Source organism: Micromonospora sp. NBC_00421, assembly GCF_036017915.1.
Classification (GTDB): Bacteria; Actinomycetota; Actinomycetes; order Mycobacteriales; family Micromonosporaceae; genus Micromonospora.
Map to the genome: position 1 here is coordinate 149,934 of NZ_CP107929.1, position 18,611 is coordinate 168,544.

16 protein-coding genes are annotated in these 18,611 nt (G+C 73.4%); 5 read left to right on the forward strand and 11 right to left on the reverse strand.

The window, feature by feature from the left end; genetic code table 11:
* Positions 1-97: 97 nt before the first annotated feature.
* Positions 98-631, reverse strand: coding sequence for an SRPBCC family protein (locus OHQ87_RS00680; RefSeq protein ID WP_328343959.1), 534 nt, complete (start codon positions 629-631; stop codon positions 98-100).
* A 256-nt stretch (positions 632-887) separates the two neighbouring features.
* On the opposite strand from OHQ87_RS00680, the gene OHQ87_RS00685 reads away from it, so the two are divergent.
* Entirely contained in the window at positions 888-2,513 is a 1,626-nt protein-coding gene (locus OHQ87_RS00685) for a LamG domain-containing protein (protein ID WP_328343961.1), read from the forward strand.
* A 111-nt stretch (positions 2,514-2,624) separates the two neighbouring features.
* Here OHQ87_RS00685 and OHQ87_RS00690 read toward each other — a convergent pair whose 3' ends face one another.
* Entirely contained in the window at positions 2,625-4,028 is a 1,404-nt protein-coding gene (locus OHQ87_RS00690; RefSeq protein WP_328343963.1) for an extracellular catalytic domain type 1 short-chain-length polyhydroxyalkanoate depolymerase, read from the reverse strand.
* Between the two features lie 301 nt (positions 4,029-4,329).
* Here OHQ87_RS00690 and OHQ87_RS00695 point away from each other — a divergent pair, with 301 nt between their 5' ends.
* Positions 4,330-5,352 (forward strand): PaaX family transcriptional regulator, encoded by a 1,023-nt coding sequence (locus tag OHQ87_RS00695; RefSeq protein ID WP_328343965.1) that lies wholly within the window; start codon positions 4,330-4,332, stop codon positions 5,350-5,352.
* Between the two features lie 41 nt (positions 5,353-5,393).
* Here OHQ87_RS00695 and OHQ87_RS00700 read toward each other — a convergent pair whose 3' ends face one another.
* From OHQ87_RS00700 to OHQ87_RS00725, 6 genes are all read right to left on the reverse strand, one after another.
* Complete coding sequence (locus tag OHQ87_RS00700) at positions 5,394-8,639, reverse strand: ATP-binding protein (protein WP_328343967.1); 3,246 nt, start codon at positions 8,637-8,639, stop codon at positions 5,394-5,396.
* Complete coding sequence (locus OHQ87_RS00705) at positions 8,636-9,286, reverse strand: hypothetical protein (protein WP_328343968.1); 651 nt, start codon at positions 9,284-9,286, stop codon at positions 8,636-8,638. The genes OHQ87_RS00700 and OHQ87_RS00705 overlap by 4 nt, the downstream gene beginning before the upstream one ends.
* The gene (locus OHQ87_RS00710; RefSeq protein WP_328343969.1) at positions 9,273-10,304 is read right to left on the reverse strand and encodes an endonuclease domain-containing protein; all 1,032 of its coding nucleotides are present in this window, start codon (positions 10,302-10,304) and stop codon (positions 9,273-9,275) included. Before OHQ87_RS00710 ends, OHQ87_RS00705 begins: the two co-directional genes overlap by 14 nt.
* A 220-nt stretch (positions 10,305-10,524) precedes the next feature.
* Positions 10,525-11,481, reverse strand: a complete 957-nt coding sequence (locus tag OHQ87_RS00715; RefSeq protein WP_328343971.1) for a hypothetical protein — start codon at positions 11,479-11,481, stop codon at positions 10,525-10,527.
* Positions 11,478-12,833 carry a hypothetical protein gene (locus tag OHQ87_RS00720; protein ID WP_328343973.1) on the reverse strand — a complete coding sequence of 452 codons (1,356 nt, stop codon included), beginning with the start codon at positions 12,831-12,833 and terminating at the stop codon, positions 11,478-11,480. Before OHQ87_RS00720 ends, OHQ87_RS00715 begins: the two co-directional genes overlap by 4 nt.
* A complete protein-coding gene (locus tag OHQ87_RS00725) occupies positions 12,830-13,135 on the reverse strand; it encodes a DUF6403 family protein (protein ID WP_328343975.1) in 306 nt (101 codons plus the stop codon). The genes OHQ87_RS00720 and OHQ87_RS00725 overlap by 4 nt, the downstream gene beginning before the upstream one ends.
* Before the next feature lie 343 nt (positions 13,136-13,478).
* On the opposite strand from OHQ87_RS00725, the gene OHQ87_RS00730 reads away from it, so the two are divergent.
* Positions 13,479-14,480 (forward strand): hypothetical protein, encoded by a 1,002-nt coding sequence (locus tag OHQ87_RS00730; protein ID WP_328343976.1) that lies wholly within the window; start codon positions 13,479-13,481, stop codon positions 14,478-14,480.
* Between the two features lie 68 nt (positions 14,481-14,548).
* Positions 14,549-15,478, forward strand: coding sequence for an LLM class F420-dependent oxidoreductase (locus OHQ87_RS00735; protein ID WP_328343978.1), 930 nt, complete (start codon positions 14,549-14,551; stop codon positions 15,476-15,478).
* Positions 15,479-15,552: 74 nt separating this feature from the next.
* Here the strand turns inward: OHQ87_RS00735 and OHQ87_RS00740 are convergent, their stop codons facing one another.
* Positions 15,553-15,915, reverse strand: coding sequence for a hypothetical protein (locus tag OHQ87_RS00740; protein WP_328343979.1), 363 nt, complete (start codon positions 15,913-15,915; stop codon positions 15,553-15,555).
* Between the two features lie 240 nt (positions 15,916-16,155).
* On the opposite strand from OHQ87_RS00740, the gene OHQ87_RS00745 reads away from it, so the two are divergent.
* Positions 16,156-17,394: an FAD-binding protein gene (locus tag OHQ87_RS00745; RefSeq protein ID WP_328348695.1), complete on the forward strand. Its 1,239-nt coding sequence runs from the start codon at positions 16,156-16,158 to the stop codon at positions 17,392-17,394.
* A 134-nt stretch (positions 17,395-17,528) separates the two neighbouring features.
* Here the strand turns inward: OHQ87_RS00745 and OHQ87_RS00750 are convergent, their stop codons facing one another.
* Both OHQ87_RS00750 and OHQ87_RS00755 read right to left on the reverse strand, forming a co-directional pair.
* Entirely contained in the window at positions 17,529-18,140 is a 612-nt protein-coding gene (locus tag OHQ87_RS00750; protein WP_328343981.1) for a phosphatase PAP2 family protein, read from the reverse strand.
* Positions 18,137-18,580 carry a DUF6545 domain-containing protein gene (locus tag OHQ87_RS00755; protein WP_328343983.1) on the reverse strand — a complete coding sequence of 148 codons (444 nt, stop codon included), beginning with the start codon at positions 18,578-18,580 and terminating at the stop codon, positions 18,137-18,139. The genes OHQ87_RS00750 and OHQ87_RS00755 overlap by 4 nt, the downstream gene beginning before the upstream one ends.
* Positions 18,581-18,611: the final 31 nt, after the last annotated feature.

Consider the following 18,611-nt stretch of genomic DNA (forward strand, 5'->3'; position numbering starts at 1 on the left):
CCTCGGTCTTGCGCTGGCGGCCACCTTTCGGGGCGTGTCCGAGTGGCACATGCAGCGATCGATGGCCTCCATGAGCGCAGCAGGGTCGTTCGGGGATTCACCCGTTGCGGCCGGCAGGGCCGGCGTCGGGGTGCGTCGTACCGTCGTGGCTGTGCTGCCCGGCGGCCCGCAGTTCGGCGTGCATCTCCCAGGGTGCCTGCGGCAGCGCGTGTCCGGTTTCGAGCAGTGACTTCAGGTTGGCCATGACCGCGGGCCAGCCGGCGGAGACGGCTTCGAGATCCTCGTCGGACGGCAGGTTCACGTGCGTGACGGTCAGCCGGACGATGTCCTGGTGCGGTTCGATGAGGAAGGTGACAGTGGAGGCGTCCGGCCCCGCTTCGGCGTCGACGTCGCCGAAGGTCATGACCAGGCGGGTCGGCGGGGTCGCTTCGAGGACCGTGCCGCCGCCGTCGGCGATGCCCGAGCCGTCGGTGCGTCGGTGTTCCCATCGGGAGCCGGGTTGCCAGTCGGAGACGTTGCGGTGGCCCCAGTAGGTGCGGGTCAGGTCGGCATCGGTGAGCGCCTCCCAGACCCGTTCCGGGGCGGCGTGGATGTAGGTCACGTACACGAAGGTCGGTCTGGTGACGCTCATCTGCGGCTCCTCTGCCTGTCGGCGGATCGCGTCGAGCACCCGTAGCCGGGGTTCCTCGAACGCGGCGATCCAGCGTTGCGGCAACTCGTGGATGGGGACGGGGTTGAGGTAGTGCCACTTCTCCCGGCCGTGCCGGACGGCCAGGCTGGCTATGGCAGGGGGCAGCGGTCCGCTGGCGATCCTGTGACACTGTCCCCGGATCGGCGGCCGTCATTCCTGTTCGGTCGCGCTGACGAGTTTCACGGGGGAAGGTTCGATGATCGACGACACTGCTGTCTTTCGCTCTGCCTGGAGTTCGACCGGCAGGGCCACCCTGAGCCTGGCCACGATCGTCGCCGCCACGCTGCTGCCCCTCGGCGTGGCGACCGAGGCGGATGCCGGTCCCCGCGTCACCATCCTCGATCGGCCGTCCCCGGCGACGGCGATGTGGGGGCTGGAGGCGCTCCCCGGCGTGACCCGGGAGCAGGCGCTCGCCGACAGGCAGCCTGCGTCGGGCGGCGACAGCCCGCTGACCGGCACCAGCATCAGCTGGCAGGACGACGCCCGGCTGCTCGGCGTTCAGACGGTCGCCTTCGACGGCGCGTCGTCCTCCCTGTCCGCGTCGCCGTCGACTCTGGACACCGCCGGGACGTTCTCCCTCGCCACCTGGGTGCGGCTCACCGACACCTCGGTCAGCCGGGTATTCGCCAGCAAGGCCGGCACCCACGGGGCCACCTTCTCGGTCGGCTACGACAAGGCGAGCAACCGGTGGCAGGTGCGGATGCCGTCGAAGAGCGGCAACCGCGGCAGGCTGGCGGTCGCCCGGTCGACGTCGACGCCGGCGATCGGGCTCTGGACCCACCTGGCGGTGGTGCACGACGCCGCCGCGCACACCCTCACCCTTCGGGTGGACGGGGTGGCCGAATCGGTGGCAGGCAACGTGACAGGCGTCAACGACCCGGCCGGGGAGTTCCGGTTGGGCCGTGGCGACACCGCCTGGTGGCAGGGAAACCTGGCCGAGGCCCGGGTGTACGATCGGGCGCTGGTGGGGCAGGACTTCACCGGCTGGTTCGCCGCCGACCCGGCCTCCGGCGGGTTCTCGGAGCCGGGTCTGCTGCGGGCACCGCTGGTCGGGTGGTGGTACTTCGGGGGTGGCACCTCGTGCTACGAGGAGGACCTCGATCCGACCCTCTGCTCCGTGCCGGACAGCAGCGCCTTCGGGCGCCAGCTCGCCCTGACCAAGGGCAGTTTCATCACCGACTCGGCTCGGGGCCCGGCTCTCGATCTCGACGACCGGCACTGGATCGACGACCCGTCCGATCCGCACTTCGGTGAGGCGACCCAGGAGTACGGGCGTACCCAGATCAACCTCGGTGAGCCGCAGAATCCGGTCTGGCAGGACGGGCCGGTGCTCCGCACCGACCAGTCGTTCACGGTCTCGACCTGGGTGCGGCTCGACCCGGCGCGGGGTGCTCAGTCGGTCCTCTCCCAGGACGACGGGGACCGCAGCGTGTTCCGGCTGGCGTACGAACCGGCCGACGGCGGGCGGTGGGTGTTCCGGGTGAGCGCCGGAGCCGATGACTCCGCGACCACCACGGCGACCGCGCCGGCAACCGGGGTCGACCAGTGGCACCAGCTCGTCGCGGTCCTCGATGCCACCCACCGGCAGGTGCGGCTGTACGTCGACGGGACGTCGGCCGGCGCGGTGGGCCTGCATCCCGCCTGGCAGCTCCACCAGGCGACCGGTTCCCTGCTGGTGGGTCGGTCGACCGCCTCGGCGGGACCGGACGGATGGCTGTACGGGCAGCTCAGCGATCTCGGTGTCTACCAGGGCGTGTTCAGTGACGCCGACGTCCAGCGCCACTACGCCGAACAGCAGATCCGGGAGCCGGGCCTGAGCTGATCCGCTCGGAGAGCTCCCCCGCCCGGCACCGGGCGGGGGAGCTCTTGTTCAGCTGGCCGGCCACGGGGTCGGGCCGGATGGCGGTCCACCTCCGGAGGTGGACCGTGTCGGTCAGGCGACCGTGCAGGCAGCGCCGTTGAGGGCGAACGAGGTGGGCTTGGCGGTGTTGCCTGTGTGGTTGGCCTGGAACCCGATGTCGATCGACCCGCCTGCCGGGATGGCGGCGTTGTAGCTGGCGTTGCGGGCCGTCACCTGCCCCGACGAGGGCGAGTAGCTGGCGTTCCAGCCGGAGGTGATGGTCTGCCCGCCGGGCAGGGTGAAGACCAGGGACCAGCCGCTGACGGCACTGACGCCGGTGTTGGTGATGGTCAGGTTCTCGGTCAGGCCGGAGTTCCAGGCGTTGACGGTCGCGGTGACCCGGCAGGCCCCGGAGCTGGGCGGCGTGGTCGGCGGGGGAGTGGTCGGGACGGGCGGGGTGGTCGCCGGCGGGGTGGTAGCGGGCGGAGTGGTGGCCGGCGGGGTGGTCGGCACCGGCGGGGTGGTCACCGGCGGCGTGGTCGGGTTCGGGTTGGTCAGGCCGAAGAACTGCAGGGCGACGGCGGCCATCCCGCCGGAGGGGAGGCTGTGCCCCGCCCCCTGGACGCTGTACGCCTCGACCAGGACGTTACCGCTGGCGTCGGCGTACCGGCGGCGGTTCCAGTTGGTCTGCGGGGTGTCGGTGGAGGTGGGGGTCTGGCTGAGCCCGAACACGTTGGTCCACTGCTCGATGGTCTCCTGGAGCAGCGAGTACGGCACCAGGGTGTCGGCGGTGCCGTGCCACAGCTGCACCTTCGGGCGCGGACCGGAGTAACCGGGGTACGCCTGCTGGCGGACCGCGTCGCCCCACTGCTGCGGGGTGCGGTTCATGTTCCCGCCGGTGCACTGGCTGGCACCGGGCGGGTAGTCGGCAGCGTTGGCGAAGCAGTTGTAGGGCACCCCCATGAACGCGGCCCCGGCGGCGAACACGTCGGGGTAGAGCGCCAGCATGTGGTTGGTCATCATGCCGCCGGACGAGCTGCCGGTGGCGTACACCCGACGGGGGTCGCCGCCGTACTGCCGCTCGGTGTAGTTGATCATCGAGACGATCGACACCGGGTCGCTGCCGCCGCCCCGGCGCTTCGCGGCGTCCGACCAGGTGTCGAAGCAGTTGCCGAAGCCGGCCTGCTGGGTGGCGGACGGGTAGATCACGATGTAGCCGTACCGGTCGGCCAGCGAGGCGAACTCGCTGCTGGAGTAGAAGCCGGGGCCGGTGCCGCCGCAGCCGTGCATGGCCACCACGATCGCCGGGTTGGTCGGGCGGGTGTTCGGCACGTAGATGTGCATCCGCATCCGGCCGGGGTTGTCGCCGAAGCTGGTCACCTCGACCAACGACGCGGCGTACGCCGGTTGGAGCGTCGGTATCACCAGGGCGGCTGCCGCCAGCGTCGCCACCAGTGGCGCCGCCAGGGCGAGCAGCATCTTCCGTCTGATTCTCATGGGTGTGACTCCCTCACAGATCGAGATCGGCCGCGCGTCCGTGCGGCACGGGTGCGCCCGGTTGCCCGTGTCGTCCGCGCCGGCCCACTACTGCTGGTATGCCCTGCTCCGGCCCAGGTGGCATTGCATGGCACTTAGTGTTCTCCTCGGTCAGACAAGTGTCAATCGAATGACCTCGATACAATATGCGGTCGCCGGTTTCGGTCCCGGCCCACACCGGATCCGTGCCCCGGTAGGCGGGCCCGATGCTGCCGTCTACAGTCGATGCCACCGTCACCGAGCCGAGCCCGGAGCGTCCCCTGTGCCACACCCGTTCGACATCGAGGAGATCTTTCCCGACGACGGGGACCACCAGGTTCGGCTGCCCCGGCGGCAGGCCGGCAACTCGCCCCAGGGCGTCGCGGTGACCCTGCTGGCCGACTACACCCTGCGGACCCGGGCATGGCTGCCGTCCGCCGCCATCGTCGCGCTGCTCGCCGAGTCCGACGTCAGCCCGGCCGGTGCGCGGACCGTGATCAGCCGGCTGGCCCGCCGGGGCGTACTGGAAGGAAGCCGGCAGGGGCGGCGCAGCTCGTACCGGCTCAGCCGGTCCGCCGCCGTCAGCCTCTCCGTCGGCGGCAGCTGGGTCATGGCCGCCACCACCACTACCCAACCGTGGGACGAGTGCTGGACGCTCGTCGCCTTCTCCCTGCCCCAGGAGCGCAGCGCGCAGCGGCGGGCGCTGCGCGGGCGGCTCCGGTGGCTGGGTTACGCGCCGCTGTACGACGGGCTGTGGATCTCGCCGCACGAGTTGACCCCGAAGGCGCGCGCCCAGCTCACCCAGCTCCACCTCGGCGCGGTCACCGTGTTCCGGGGCCGCCGGGTCGACCTCGACGCGGTCGCCGGCCGCGACCCGCTCGACGCCTGGGACGTCGCCGCGGTCGCCGCACAGTACGAGAGCTTCCTGCGGCGGTGGCGGCCGATCCTGCCCCGGATCACCGCCGGTCAGGTCGACGGCGCGGAGGCGGTCCGGGCCCGGACCGAGGTGATGGACACCTTCCGGCGCTTCCCCACCCTCGATCCCCAGCTACCGCTGCGGCTGCTTCCCACCGGTTGGCTGCGCGGCCCCGCCCGGGAGACCTTCGCCGCCGTCTACGACGGGCTCGCCGACACCGCCGAGCGGCACGTCCGGGCCGTCGTGGCGCGGTTCACCGACGGCACGTACGCCGACGTCCGGGCACACACCACCGCCGACCTCCTCGCCGGGGTGTGCCCCACCGAACCCGGAAGCCCCGCCCCACGCGTGGCCGCCACCGACCTGGCGGAGTCGTCCCCCGCGCACTGACCCGACCATCGTCGGTCACCCGGTGCGGACCACGGTCGGGCTCACCGGCGGCGGGCCCGGTCCAGCACCTCCTCGGCGGTGAGCGGGCTGCGTGGATGGTGGCTGAGCGACAGCGGGGTACGGATCTTCACCGGTGCGGCACCCTCGGCGGCGAGGTAGAACTCGCCGGTGGTGAGCCGGGAGATGTCGGCGACGTCGCCGCCCTTGGCCTTCGCCATCTCCCGGGCGGCCTCCATCTGGATCGGGCTGTTCAGCCGGCCGTAGAGCTGGGTCGCCGCGTTGCCCGGGATCCGGTTGTGCAGCCCCTTGGGTGACTGGGTGGCGAAGACCAGGCCCAGGCCGTACTTGCGGGCCTGCGCGGCCAGCGCCAGCGTGCTCTGGGTGCAGGCGGTCATCGCGCCGGACGGGGCGAACGTCTGTGCCTCGTCCATCACGAGCAGCCCGAGCAGCGGCCGGTCGTTCGCCGGGTGCTTCTTGATCCAGGCGAAGAGCGCCATCTGCAACTGGTTGACGAAGCCCTGCCGGGCCTCGTCGGACGGCAGCCCGACCAGGCTGATGACGGAGATCCTGGCCCGCCGGCCCGGCTCGGGGGTGAGCAGCAGCCCCGGGTCCACCGGGCTGCCCTCGCCGCCGAACAGCGGATCGTTGACCATAGCCGCCGCCAACGACTGCGCGAGCCCGACGCCGATCTTGTCCGCCCCGTCGATGTCCAGCAACCCGTCCGGCAGGTCGGCGAGGGTGTCGATCAGCCCCTGCACCCGGGTGCCGCCCCGCCGGCCGTAGTGCTCGACGGCCTTGCGCAACACGGCGAGACCGAGGTGGACCTTGCTGGTACGACCGGTGAGCTGGGCGCGGGGCGCGAGCGACGCGACAGCGGCCTCCACGGCCTCGTGGAACTCGTCCGGGTCGTCGAGCACGCTGCGGAAATCCGGCAGCGGCTGGAAGCTCAGCGGGCGTCCCGACGACCGGCGCGGCGTCCACACCCGGATGTCGGTCCCGGCGAGGTACTCCCGGGCCTTCTCCGCGTCCCCGGCCCGCCAGTCCGGCGGCGGCTCCGGCCACTCGTCACCGAGCCGGGCCAGGTCGTTGTTGGGATCGAGGACGATGGCGGAGACCCCGGCGAGGGCACACTCCTCCAGGATCCGCCGGATCAGCACGGTCTTGCCGGAGCCGGAGCCGGCGAAGATGGTGGTGTGCTTGCGGAGGGCTTCCAGGGAGAGCGGCACGGGCTCACCGGTGCGGTGGTCGTACCCCACGGTGAGCTGCGGACCGGCCTCCCGACCGTCGGCCGGCTGCGGCCCGACCCGCCCCGCGCCGGGCCGTCCGCCGGGTGACCCGACGTCGACCGGGTCCGTCTCGGGGTCTGCCTCCACCGGTCCTGCACTGACCGGTCCGGCCCGGTCCGGCCGTGCCGTCGCACCGGCCTGGGCATCGCCGGGAGCATCGGGGAGCCAGTCGGCGACGGAGGCGAGGGCCTGCCGCAACACGGCGATGTCCCGGGTCGGCCGGCGGACGGTCAGCCAGCCCCTGATGTCGCCGGGTGACTCCGCGAGCATGATCCGGAGGGCACCGAGGATACGCAGATCCTCGTGCCCCAGGGGGAGGACCGTCCCGCCGGCCTGGGTGAAGGCGGCGATCGCCTGCCGGGTCTTGGCCCCGCCGGACCAGGCGCCGTTGCGGAGCAGGAAGAGCTTGCGTCGGGGCACCCGGGCGTCGAGCCCCGCCACCGTGCAGGCCTTGCGGAGCCGGGCGAGGGCGGCGATCGCGTGGTGTTCCTCGCTGACCGCCCGGAAACACCAGTGGACCTGGTCCTCGGTGGCCTCGTCGAGGGTGAGTCGGAGCCGGGCGTGCAGCGGCGGCTGGGCGCTCGGGGGCGGGTCCACGCTGAACGCTCCGCCGTCCTCGCCACGCTCCATCACCCAGGCGGTGAGACCCGCGGCGAGCACCCCGGGGGCCAGGCTGTCCTCGCTGTCCCGGCGCAGTGCGCCGGAGACGTCGACCTCGCTCTTGAGCTGGGCGAACCTCGTGTCGAAGCGCCCCAGATCTGCGCCGGGAGCGGCGCGCGGGCCGGGGGGCTGCGGCTCCGCCGGGTCACCGAGCCGGGTCAGCTCCCGTACCTCGCCGGCCGCGAGACAGGCCCGGATGTGCCGGTCGATGTCGATCAGCAACTGCCGGGGGGTCATCCCCTCGGCCTGCGCGAAGGCGTCGGGCTGCACCGGCCACGAGGGATGCGGGGGTACGAAGCCGACGTCGGCGAACCGGGCGGCGAGCCGGCGCTCGACGATCTCCCGGGCCAGGGTGGCGTCGTGGATGGTGGTGAGCCGGGGAGGGGTGCGGAACCGGTCGCTCACCGTCCCCACCGTCCGGCTCCTGATGATCGTCCACGAGGTCGGCAGGCAGGCCACCAGGGTGAGCGTGCGGCGGGTCAGCTGGCGTAGCGACATCAGGCCGTCGGCGATCCGGGCGTGCACGGCGGCCTGCTCCGGGTCGTCCGGTGCTCCCGGCCGGGCGTGCAGGACGTCACCGGTGGCCACGGACTGCGCGATGAGGGTGTCGATCTGGTCGACGGCGACCACGGCAGGGCCGGTGAGCGCCAGCAGCCAGGAGAGTTCCTGGACGATCTGCTGCGCGCTGCGCGGTGCCCGCCGCATGCCCCAGGCGCTGCGTTCCCCCGGTTCCCCCTCCTCGCCGGAGGCGAAGTAGTTCTCCGCGATGTCCCGGTGCGTGACGTCCTCCGAGGCGCTCAGCGCGAGCGCCCGGGCGGTTTCCCGGCAGGCGCGGGCCACGTGCGGCTCGTGCCCGACCAGCCCCTCGACGAACGCGTCCAGGGCCGCCCGGGTCAGCTCGGTGTCACCCATCACCGCCCGCCGGGCCGATCGGGGCGCCCCGACCAGCGAGGAGAGCCGCCGCAGCAGCAGCCGGAGCTGGCTCTCGCTGCCGGGCGCCGGCCGGGCCAGCCCGTCGAGCATCGAGGCGAGCACACTGTCCCAGAAGCCGTGCGCGTCGAGCAGGCCCACCAGGAAGAAGTAGCCGCCCTGCCGCTGGACCTGCTGTCGGACCCAGCCCAGCAGGTGGGTCTTGCCCGAGCCGCGCTGCCCCTGCAACACCAACCCGATCGGGCTGCTGTCGGCGCTGTCCCGGGCGTCGGCGACACCAAGGAGGATGTCGCGGACCACTGTGGTGTGCAGGCCCTCCACGTGGAACGGCGAGGGCCGCCAGACGTCGTCGGGCACCGGTGCCCAGTCGAACCTGAGCGCCGCCAGGGCAGCGTGCTCCGCCTCGGTCATCCCACCCCGATTGCCAGCAGGTGCTTGTCCTGACCGCCGAGCCGCAGGGCCGCCGCGACGTCCTGCGGGGTCAGCTGCTTCTGGTTCTCCTCCGGGACGATGTCCACGTCCGGCTCGCGTTCCAGTTCCCGGAGCGCCTCGTCGAGGTCGGCGGTGCCGACGTCGCCGAAGAAGGGCCGCAGCCGGGTAAGGCTGACCCAGGCCCCCGGCTCGGCGGCCAACGCGGCGTACGCCTGCCGGATCCGGGTACGCAGGACGCCACGCCGGTCCGACCGGGGTGCGGCGGCCCGCACGTCGGTCAGCGCGAACATCTCACCGAACGACTGGTAGTCGCTGCGCCCCATGACCCGGTCGCGCAGGTTCACCTGCAACGCCGTCAGCGCCCCGCCGAGGATCCGGCCGACCGACGACTGGAAGTTCAGATCCGCCTGCACCCGGATCCAGCCCTTGTCGCCGAGCTGGTGCAGGAAGGTGTTGCCCTCCCGGCGGCTGTCCAGGTAGCCGAGCCGGTTGAGCTTGTCCCGGTACGACTTGCGGACGTCGACGCCGTACCGCTTCTTCAGGTCGGTGTTGGGCACCTCCCGCGCCTCTGCCATCAACACGATCAGGATCGCGGCCTCGGAGGGGGTGAGGTCATCGCCGGGCATGGAGTGTTCCTTCCGCCATGGCACGTCGCCGGGCACGGATCAGGGTGCCGATCTGGTGCACCACCGCGCCGACGTCGTGGTTGATTCGGGCATTGGTGAAGCGCAGGACGGCGTACCCGTCCAGCTGCAACTGCACGTCGCGCTGCCGGTCCGCCTCGAACCGCGCCGGCCGGCAGTGCTCCGGCCCGTCGATCTCGACGACACACCGTACGTCGGGCCAGAGCAGGTCGAGGCAGACCGGGGGCGCGAGGGGATGTGACTGGTGGTACTGGTTCCAGACCCGGCCCGCCGCCCAGCTCTCGGCGGCCAGGGCGGCCTCCAGCGCCGCCTCTGTCGCACTGCCGGGGTGCGGTCGCCCCACCACCTGCGGTGGCGTGCCCGGTGTCGGTGTCGGTGCCGGTGGGGCGTCCGCCGCCGGGGTGAGCCGGACGCAGAGCACCCGGTCCTCGTGCCGCAACACCGTGCCGACCAGCCACACCCCGACCCGACCGTGGTGGCACAGCCATTCCGCGCCCGCCACGACGGCCCGTTCCCCGTCCGCGTCGAGGCCGGCGGGCACCTCGATCAACAGGTTCGCCCGGGGACGACCGAATCCCTCCGCCACCACCCGGGTCAGCCCGGGGCAGCGGATCTCCAGGGCGAACGGGTCGACCGGCGGCCGCCGGCCGGACAGTGCCACGGTGGCGAGGTGTGCCAGGAACGGGGCGAAGTGCGCCGAACCCTGCGCCCGGCCGACCGCGGCGGCCCGGACGGCGGCCAGGCCGAACGGGTCGGCGCGGGGGATCTCCGCAGCCTCGGGAAGCCACCCGGGCAGCAGCGCGACCGCCACCCGCTCCAGTTCGCCCAGGACGGCGTGGACGAAGGAACCGGGCGTACGGGCCCGACCAGGGCACAGTACGACGGCAGCCGGGCCGGCCGGATCGCCGGTGGCGGTCGCCGCGATCGTGTCGGCGGGCACCCCTGCGAGTTGGACGACGCGATCCGCCGGCAGCGCGGCGAGTTGGCGGACGAGGCTCATGGCAGGTCACCGGCGCGGACCGCGACCGCCTTGGCCAGAGGGAGATCGGATCGGGCGCAGCTCAGCGGTCTTCATCCTCCCGGGTGGCCAACGGACGAACCCGAACACACTACGAAGCGGTTCGCCACCGACGCCATAGCCGTCCTCCGCCAGTCGTGCTTCGGACACCTGACGACGCTGGGAGAACATGGCGACCGCCCGGTTCGCCGTCGTCCGGCGGTTACGAGGAGTCCGGGTCCGGTCGGCCGTCGGCGAGCGCCTGCGCCCGCCGGCTCAGCGACTCGACCCGCCCGGTCAGCGCCCGCACCGCCGCCCCGTCGGTGTCGTCCAGCACCGCCAACCGGTCGAGCAGCGCCGCATGGTCCGAGGTCAACTGCCGGTAGCGCCGGCCGAAGCCGCTGTCGCCGCCCCGACGGCCACTCAGCAGGGCGTACATCGGGTCGAGGTCGATGATCTGCTGGGCCAGGCCGGCGGTGGCGGCGCCGAGCGCGCTGCGGCTGTCGGTCAGCTCGTCGCGGCGGACCCGCCGGGCCGCCGCGAGCCGGCCCGCCCGCCGGCCGCCGAGGTAGAGCGCCGTCGCGGCGGCGACGACGCCCGCCACGGCGGCGACGGCGAGCAGGAAGCGGGGCAGCGACGGGCTGATCGTCCGGGCGCCGTCGGGTACGGTGCCCGCCCTGACCAGCCGGTCGTAGTTGACGGCGATGACCTTCACGGCCTCCAGTGGACGGTCGGCGAAGGTGTCGATGCCCCGACCGATGACCATCTCGGCGGCGGCGGCCTTGCCCAGGTTCTTCTTGTCGTATCCGGGCACCAGGGCGCAGCCGTAGGTGTCGTAGTCGTCCCCGTCCCGGCTGAGCACCAGCACGACCGTCCCGTCGGCGGCCTGTCTCACCTGCGTGCAGGTGCCTCGCAGGTCGGCGTCGGGGGAGCGCAGCACCACCACCAGCCGGCGGTTGCCGATGATCCGTTCCGCCGCCGCCCGGTCCACGTCGAGCCCCGGGTCGGCGTAGAACGACGAGGTGCGCACCTGCCTGGCGATCGGGCCGTCCAGTGCCCCACCGCTCCACGCCGCCCAGCCGGCCAGCACCAGGCAGGCCAGCACGGCGAGGCCGAAGGGGGTGCCGAGCAGGCCGGTGACGCGCTGCCGCCGGGAGCGCCGGGATCCGGAAGGGGTCATGACAGTCTGCCCCGCAGGTAGTTGTCCGGGCGGTAACTGGCGATGCCCACCTGGCGCGCGGTGTCGTCCAGCTCGGCCGTCGCCTCGTCGAGCAGCGTGCGCACGTGCCGGGCGGGCAGCTTCTCCTCCCAGGCCGACCGGGCCGCCCGGAGCTTGACGATGCCCCGGGTCAGCGCCGGGTTGCTGCGGGCGTCGGTCAGCAGGGACACCTCGACGGCCAGCGCGGTCAACCCGGCCAGCCGGACCGGGGCGGCGTCCCGCCGACGGCCCGGCCCCCGGTCGGGGCGGCGCAGCGACCGGGCCGACAGGATCAGGAACGCCGCCACGCAGCCCGCGAAGAGCCACGGCAGCGCCGGCAGCGCCACCCGCAGCGGATCGACCGGCCGGTACGGCAGAGGCCGCTCGAACAGCCCGGCGTACCGGATGTCGGTGACCCGGTTGAGGTAGACGCCCAGCACATTGCGCTGCGGGTAGTCGGCGCGGCTGAGCACGCCGGCGAACTGGCCGTAGAAGCTCGCCCCGGCCAGCTCGGCGAAATCCGCCGCGCCCGGGCCGTGGTATTCGATCCACAGGCCGTACATCACCACGACCGGCTGGTCGGGGAAACGCGCGTGCAGGGTCGGTCCGTACCGGGGCAGCGGGTCGCCGAACCGCTGCGGGGGCAGCGCGACGTACCACGCGCCGTCCGGGAAGGCGTTGCGCGCGGCCGTCTCGGGTACGTCGGTCAGGGTCGCGCCGGGGGCCACGTGCCGCCCGGTCGCCCGCAGGTCGGTCAGCACGGCGGTCAGCTCCGGCCCGCTCGGCTCGCGCCAGCGCAACTCGTCCCGGTCGGCCGGGGCGGGCTCCTTGCGCAGCCCGGTGATCAGGGTGAGCAGCAGGTCGGTCACGTCCCCGGTGGCGAACTGGGCCCGCCAGCCGGGCAGCGTGTCGGCGCTGGCCTGGTAGAGGCCGCCGGAGACCTCGGTGCCGATCACCCGGATCGTCGCGTTCTCCACGTCCCGGACCCGGGCGCGTTCGTCGGAGTCCAGTCCGGGCGGGGCGACCAGGATCCGGGTGTCGCCGGCCACCTCCCGGACCCGCTGCTCGTTCCAGTACGCCACCGAGCCCGGCAGGCGTACCACCGGTGCGGCGGCGACCAGCGCGGTCATCTCGTCCACCGACGGCACGGTGGCCCGGTCGACGCTGCCGGCGGTGTCCGCGTCGACCCCCGCCGACGACGACGGCGATCGTCCGTAGCTGACGTCGACGCTCTGCCGCTGGGCGAGCAGGAACACCACCAGGACGAGCACGGCGACCCCGAGCAGCGTCCAGCGCAACGGCTCCGACCAGCGACGGTACCCACGGGCGATCACCGGTGCCCCCGCCACAGCCGATCGGCCCGCCGGGCGTGCTCCGCCGCCGCCCGGGCCGCGTCCGTCCCGCCGCGCCCGCCCGCGAGCGACTCGGCGCGGGCGAACAACCGCTCCGCCTCGGGTACCGGAACCGGGGCCGCGTCCCGGCTGACGGCCGCGCTGTCGATCGCCGCCCGGGCAGCCGACCAGGCGGTACGTCGCTGCTCGGCCCGGACCCGTCGCCGGGGCAGCAGGGTGGTGGCGATACCCGCACCCACCAGCAACACCGCGCCGACCAGCCAGAGCAGGTAGGGGTGTGCCATGGGCTCCCACCGTCCGAGGGGTCCCCGGGAGCAGCCCCGGGGCGGTCCCGACCGAGTCTCGCTGATCGGGTCAACCCGGCTCGCACCGGCCCCGACCAGGGCGGTTGCAGCCCGCACCGGCAGATAGCCGACAGGACGCCGAGAGGTGGCAGGGAGCATTGTTTATGCAGGTGGATGGGGGGTGTGGCCGACGAGTGAGGCGCACCCTTCCGGCCGGTCGGACGACAATCGCGTCCGCGTCGGCCGCCATCGCCTCGACCCGACGACGACGTCACCACCTCCGGCCGGAGTACGTCGTGACCGTCGTGCGTCCGGCCGGGCGAGCAGGAGAGGAGGGGCCGGGATGGCCACTCCCACCACGGTCGTGGACCACACCGTCGCCCCGCCGGTACGGGGTGGCTACTACCTCGCCGGCAACGCCGACCCGACGGCGGACCTGGTGGGCGGGAACTTCCGCTCGCTGACCCAGTACCGCAGCCTCGCCGACGGTTACGTCTTTCCCGGCTACGACAAGGCCTGGCTGCTCAAGCTCGGGCGGGCCGGGATCGCGCTGAACATGGTGCTGGAGCTGAAGCACTACGGCACCACCAACCCCGGTGCGCAGACGTTCACCGTCGACGGGGTGACCTGGTCAGTGCCCGCGCCGTCGATGACCATCCAGCAACGTCCCGGCACCACCTGGCCCCGGGCGTACGGGTACGGCCAGGTGCTCGCCGGCCAGTGCGACGGGCTGCTCGCCCGTGCCCTGTCGCAGTACCGGACGATGGGCTTCGGGGTGAACATCCAGCTCGCCTCCGAACTCGACACCGATCACGAGTTCGGCACCACCGAGTCCGGGGTGTCGTACCCCTGGGCCGGGTCGGACGCCCGCGCGGTGCAGGCCCTGACCTACGTGGTGAACTGGTTCCGGTCCCGTGGCCTGCCGGCCGGCACCACCTTCTCGGTCGGTGCGGGCGGTTTCGACCGGGCCTGCTACCGGCGTACCCACCCGGAGGCGCTGATGTCCCGGCTGGATTTCCTCCAGTGGAACGTCTACGCGACCGACCCCGGCCACACCGCGCTGGGCCGGTTCCGCCGGACGAAGGACTGGGCGGTGGCCGACCTCGGGCCGGTGGCGCTGTCCCGACCGGTGCTCGTCGCGGAGTGGGGGGTGCAGGTCGCCGCCTTCCCCGACCAGGCGGCCTGGATCGCCACCGTGCCCCCGGCCCTGGCCCAGCTCAACGCGGAACGGGGGCCCCGGATCGTCCGGGCGAACTACTTCAACTCCGGTTGGGGCACCCTGTCGCCGAAGCCGGCGGGGCTGGCCGCCCTGCGCGCCGCGTACGCGACCAGGCCGTTCGGGTGACCCGCCGGCCCGGGTCCGGCCGGGCCCAGGTCCGAGCGGGTGGCCGACCGGCTCCCTATGCTCGGGGAATGGAACTGCGGATCTTCACCGAGCCCCAGCAGGGTGCCACCTACGACCAGCTGCTCACCGTGGCCCGCGCCGCCGAGGATGCCGGCTACGGGGCGTTCTTCCGGTCCGACCACTACCTGGCGATGGGATCGTCGAGCGGTGAACCCGGCCCCACCGACGCCTGGACCACCCTGGCCGGGCTGGCCCGGGACACCTCCCGGATCCGGCTCGGCACGCTGGTGACGGCGGCAACCTTCCGGCTGCCCGGCCCGCTCGCGATCACCGTCGCCCAGGTCGACCAGATGAGCGGCGGCCGGGTCGAGCTGGGCATCGGTGCCGGCTGGTACGCCGACGAGCACACCGCCTACGGCATCCCGTTCCCGTCGCTGGGGGAGCGCTTCGACCGGTTGGAGGAGCAGCTCGCCGTCATCACTGGACTGTGGGCGACCCCGGCCGGCGGGACGTTCGACTTCGCCGGGAAGTACTACCCGGTCGGCAACTCCCCGGCGCTGCCCAAGCCGGTGCAGCAGCCCCGCCCGCCGATCCTGCTCGGCGGCAAGGGACCCCGGCGCACCCCACGCCTGGCCGCCCGGTACGCCGACGAGTTCAACCTGCCCTTCGTCTCGCTCGACGAGACGGTGGCCCAGTTCGGCCGGGTCCGCGCGGCCTGCGCCGAGGTGGGCCGCGACCCGGGCACCCTGCGCTGGTCCAACGCGCTGGTGCTCTGCTGCGGCCGGGACGACGCCGAGGTGGCCCGCCGGGCCGCGGTGCTCGGTCGGGAACCGGCCGAGCTGCGGGAGAACGGCCTCGCCGGCACCCCCGCCGAGGTGGTCGACAAGATCGGCCGGTACGCCGAGGCCGGCAGCGAGCGGATCTACCTCCAGGTGCTCGACCTGGCCGACCTGGACCAGGTGGAGCTGGTCGCCGCCGAGGTGATGCCGCAGCTGTGACCCCGGCCGGGGCGCGCCCGGCCGGGGGTGGGCACGTGCTCGGGCGCGGCCGGGAGGTCGGCCCGCCGGCGCGGTCAGCGGGGGCGGGTCATCCCGCCGGGCTCGCGCAGCACCGTGTCCAGCCGGCCGTCCCGGTCGCTGTCCAGGTAGGTGATGTCCGGCACGCCGTCGCCGTCCAGGTCGAACTGGACCACGTCGGCGATCCCGTCCCCGTCCAGGTCGGTCACCACCTGCGTCGACCCGTCCAGGTGGTGGGTGACGATCGAGTGCGCCCCGGACTCCGCCACCCGGGGTGCCGGCGCGGGCTCCGGCGCGGTCCGGTCCGGGTACGCCGCCGGCGGGGCGCTCGCCGGATCCAGGCCGACCCCGGTCGGGTCGATCTCCTCCTCCGACGGGTAGACGTCACCGTGCAGGATGGGGTCGCGGTAGCTGCTCATCGGGTCCTGATTCCCCGTGGGCGCCACCGACAACCGTGCCGACCCTGGTCGGGACGGTCCGTCCGTCGGCGGGCGGTCCGCTCCAGGCTTCACCGTCGGTCGGCGCGGGTACAGTTCCGACGTGATCGACAGACTGGTGGGACGCGCCCTGGCGGCGCTCGACCCGGACGACCCGGCGCGGCGGCGGGTCGCCGGGTGCCGAGACGTCACCCGGCTCGTGGGCGGTTCGTCGTGAGCGGGGTGGCGCGGCGCAACTGGGCCGGCAACGTCCACTACGCCGCCCGTGCCTTCCACGAGCCGACCTCGCTGGACGAGCTGCGTCGACTGGTCGCCGGCAGCGACCGGCTCCGGGCGGTCGGCAGCGGTCACTCCTTCAACCGGATCGGCGACACCACAGGTGACCTGGTCTCGCTGGCCGGGCTGCCGCCCACCGTCGAGATCGACAGGGAGCGCGGCACGGTCACCGTCGCCGCCGGGCTGCGCTACGGGGACGTGGCGACCCGGCTGCACGAGCGGGGGCTGGCCCTGGCCAACCTCGCCTCGCTGCCGCACATCTCGGTGGCGGGTGCGATCGCCACCGGCACCCACGGCTCCGGCGACGGCAACCGCAACCTGGCCGCCGCCGTGGCCGGGCTGGAACTGGTCACCGCAGACGGGGACGTGCTCACCGTCGACCGCTCCGCCGGCGACCGGTTCGCCGGCATGGTGGTCTCGCTCGGCGCGCTGGGCGTCGTCACCCGGGTCACCCTGGACGTGCTGCCCACCTTCACCGTCCGCCAGTACGTCCACGCGGGCCTGCCGGTCGGGGCGCTGGACGCGGCGTTCGCCTCGGCGTACAGCGTCAGTGGGTTCACCTCCTGGCGCTCGACGGACATCGACCAGGTCTGGCGCAAGCAGCTCGCCGACGCCCCGCCGCCGGAGCCGGACTGGCTCGGCACCACAGCGGCCGACCGGCCGGCGCACCCGGTGCCCGGCATGGATCCGGTCAGCTGCACCCCGCAGTTCGGCGAGCCCGGCCCGTGGCACGAGCGGCTGCCCCACTTCCGGCTGGGTTTCATGCCGAGCAGCGGCGACGAGCTCCAGTCCGAATACCACCTGCCCCGCTCGGCGGGGGCCGAGGCGCTTGCCGCGTTGGACGGGATGCGGGACCGGATCGCCCCCGTGTTGCAGATCTGCGAGCTGCGTACCGTCGCCGCAGACGAGCTGTGGCTCAGCCCCAACCAGGGGCGCGACACGCTGGCCGTGCACTTCACCTGGGTCGACGACCCGGCGGCGGTGCTGCCGGTGCTGGCCGAGATCGAGGCCCGGCTGGCCCCGTTCGCGCCCCGCCCGCACTGGGGCAAGGTCTTCACCCTCGACCCGGCCGTGGTCGCCGCCACCTACCCCCGGTACGCCGATTTCGCCACGCTGCTCACCGAGCTGGACCCGGCCGGGGTGTTCCGCACCGAGCTGCTCGACCGCTACTTCCCGCGCGACTGACGGATCGGCTGCCGCAGGGCCCCATGCCGGGCCGGGTGGCTGGCTGTCCGGGCTGTGGGAGTGTCCCGCACCCACCCCCGTCGGGGCACGGGACACTCCTACACCCCGGACAGCACCACCGGTTGACGTGCCGCTCAGACGACAGCCGCGTAGACCCCCGTCGCGAGAACCGCGCCGGTGGCCGCACCGGCGACCACCTGGGCGACGGTGTGCGCACCGAGATGCACCCGGGACCAGCCGATCAGGGCCACGACCGGCACCCCGACGGCCAACGCCGGCCCGACCAGCAGGACCAGGACGGTGAGCGCACCGGCGGAGACGCCCGTGTGGGCGCTCATCTTCCACACCTGGTTGACGGCGGTGGTGCCGGCCAGCACGGCCAGCATGACGGCGATCATGGCGATCAACGCCCGGGGCGCACCCAGGATCACGAACACGACCAGCCCGGCGGTGACCGACGCGATGCCGACCAGCAGCACGCCTCTGCGCTGCTCCCGGCGGCTGATGTGATGGTCGGTGACCCGGCCGGTGTGCTTGGCGTAGAGGATCGCCCCGAACGGCACCACGGCGGTGAACAGCGCCGCGAACGCACCCCAACCGATGCCGGCGACGACGGTGCGGGCGGCGATCACCGCGACGACGACCGGCATGACAGCCGCCCACACGGCAGGCTGGAACACCTCGGTGATGACGTGGGCGACCCGGGTCGGGGTGCGGGTGACGCCGGCGGTGGCCTGTTCGGTCACGTTTCTGTCCAATCTCGTGCTGACGTCGTCGACGGGGCCGGAGAGCCGGTGGAGGCGGCGCGGGCGTGGGCGCGTTCGGCGCGGACGCCCGCCACGACCGGGGACCGTGCCAGGGCCTGAGACACCCGGCCCAGCCAGACCACCTCGCTGGTGAGGTCTGTTCCTCCGGCCTCGACGCGGCCGGTGTCGACCGGATCGTCACCGGCGGTCTTGGCGTCGAGGGCCACCACGACGACCGCCGCCTCCACGGTCGCCATCAGGTCGGGTCCGTCCATGCCGGCCCGGCGCCCGAGCTGGATCGCCCGGTCCCGTACCGCGCAGTCGAACCACGGGGTGAGCTGGAGGTAACCGTCGCGGATCTCCAGGACCCGGCGGGACAGGCTGCGGCCGTCCCCCAGCCAACTGGTCGTCCAGGCCATCGCGCGCCCCCACCGGTGCATCGGGCGGGGCTGCCGGCGGGGGATGGCCGGG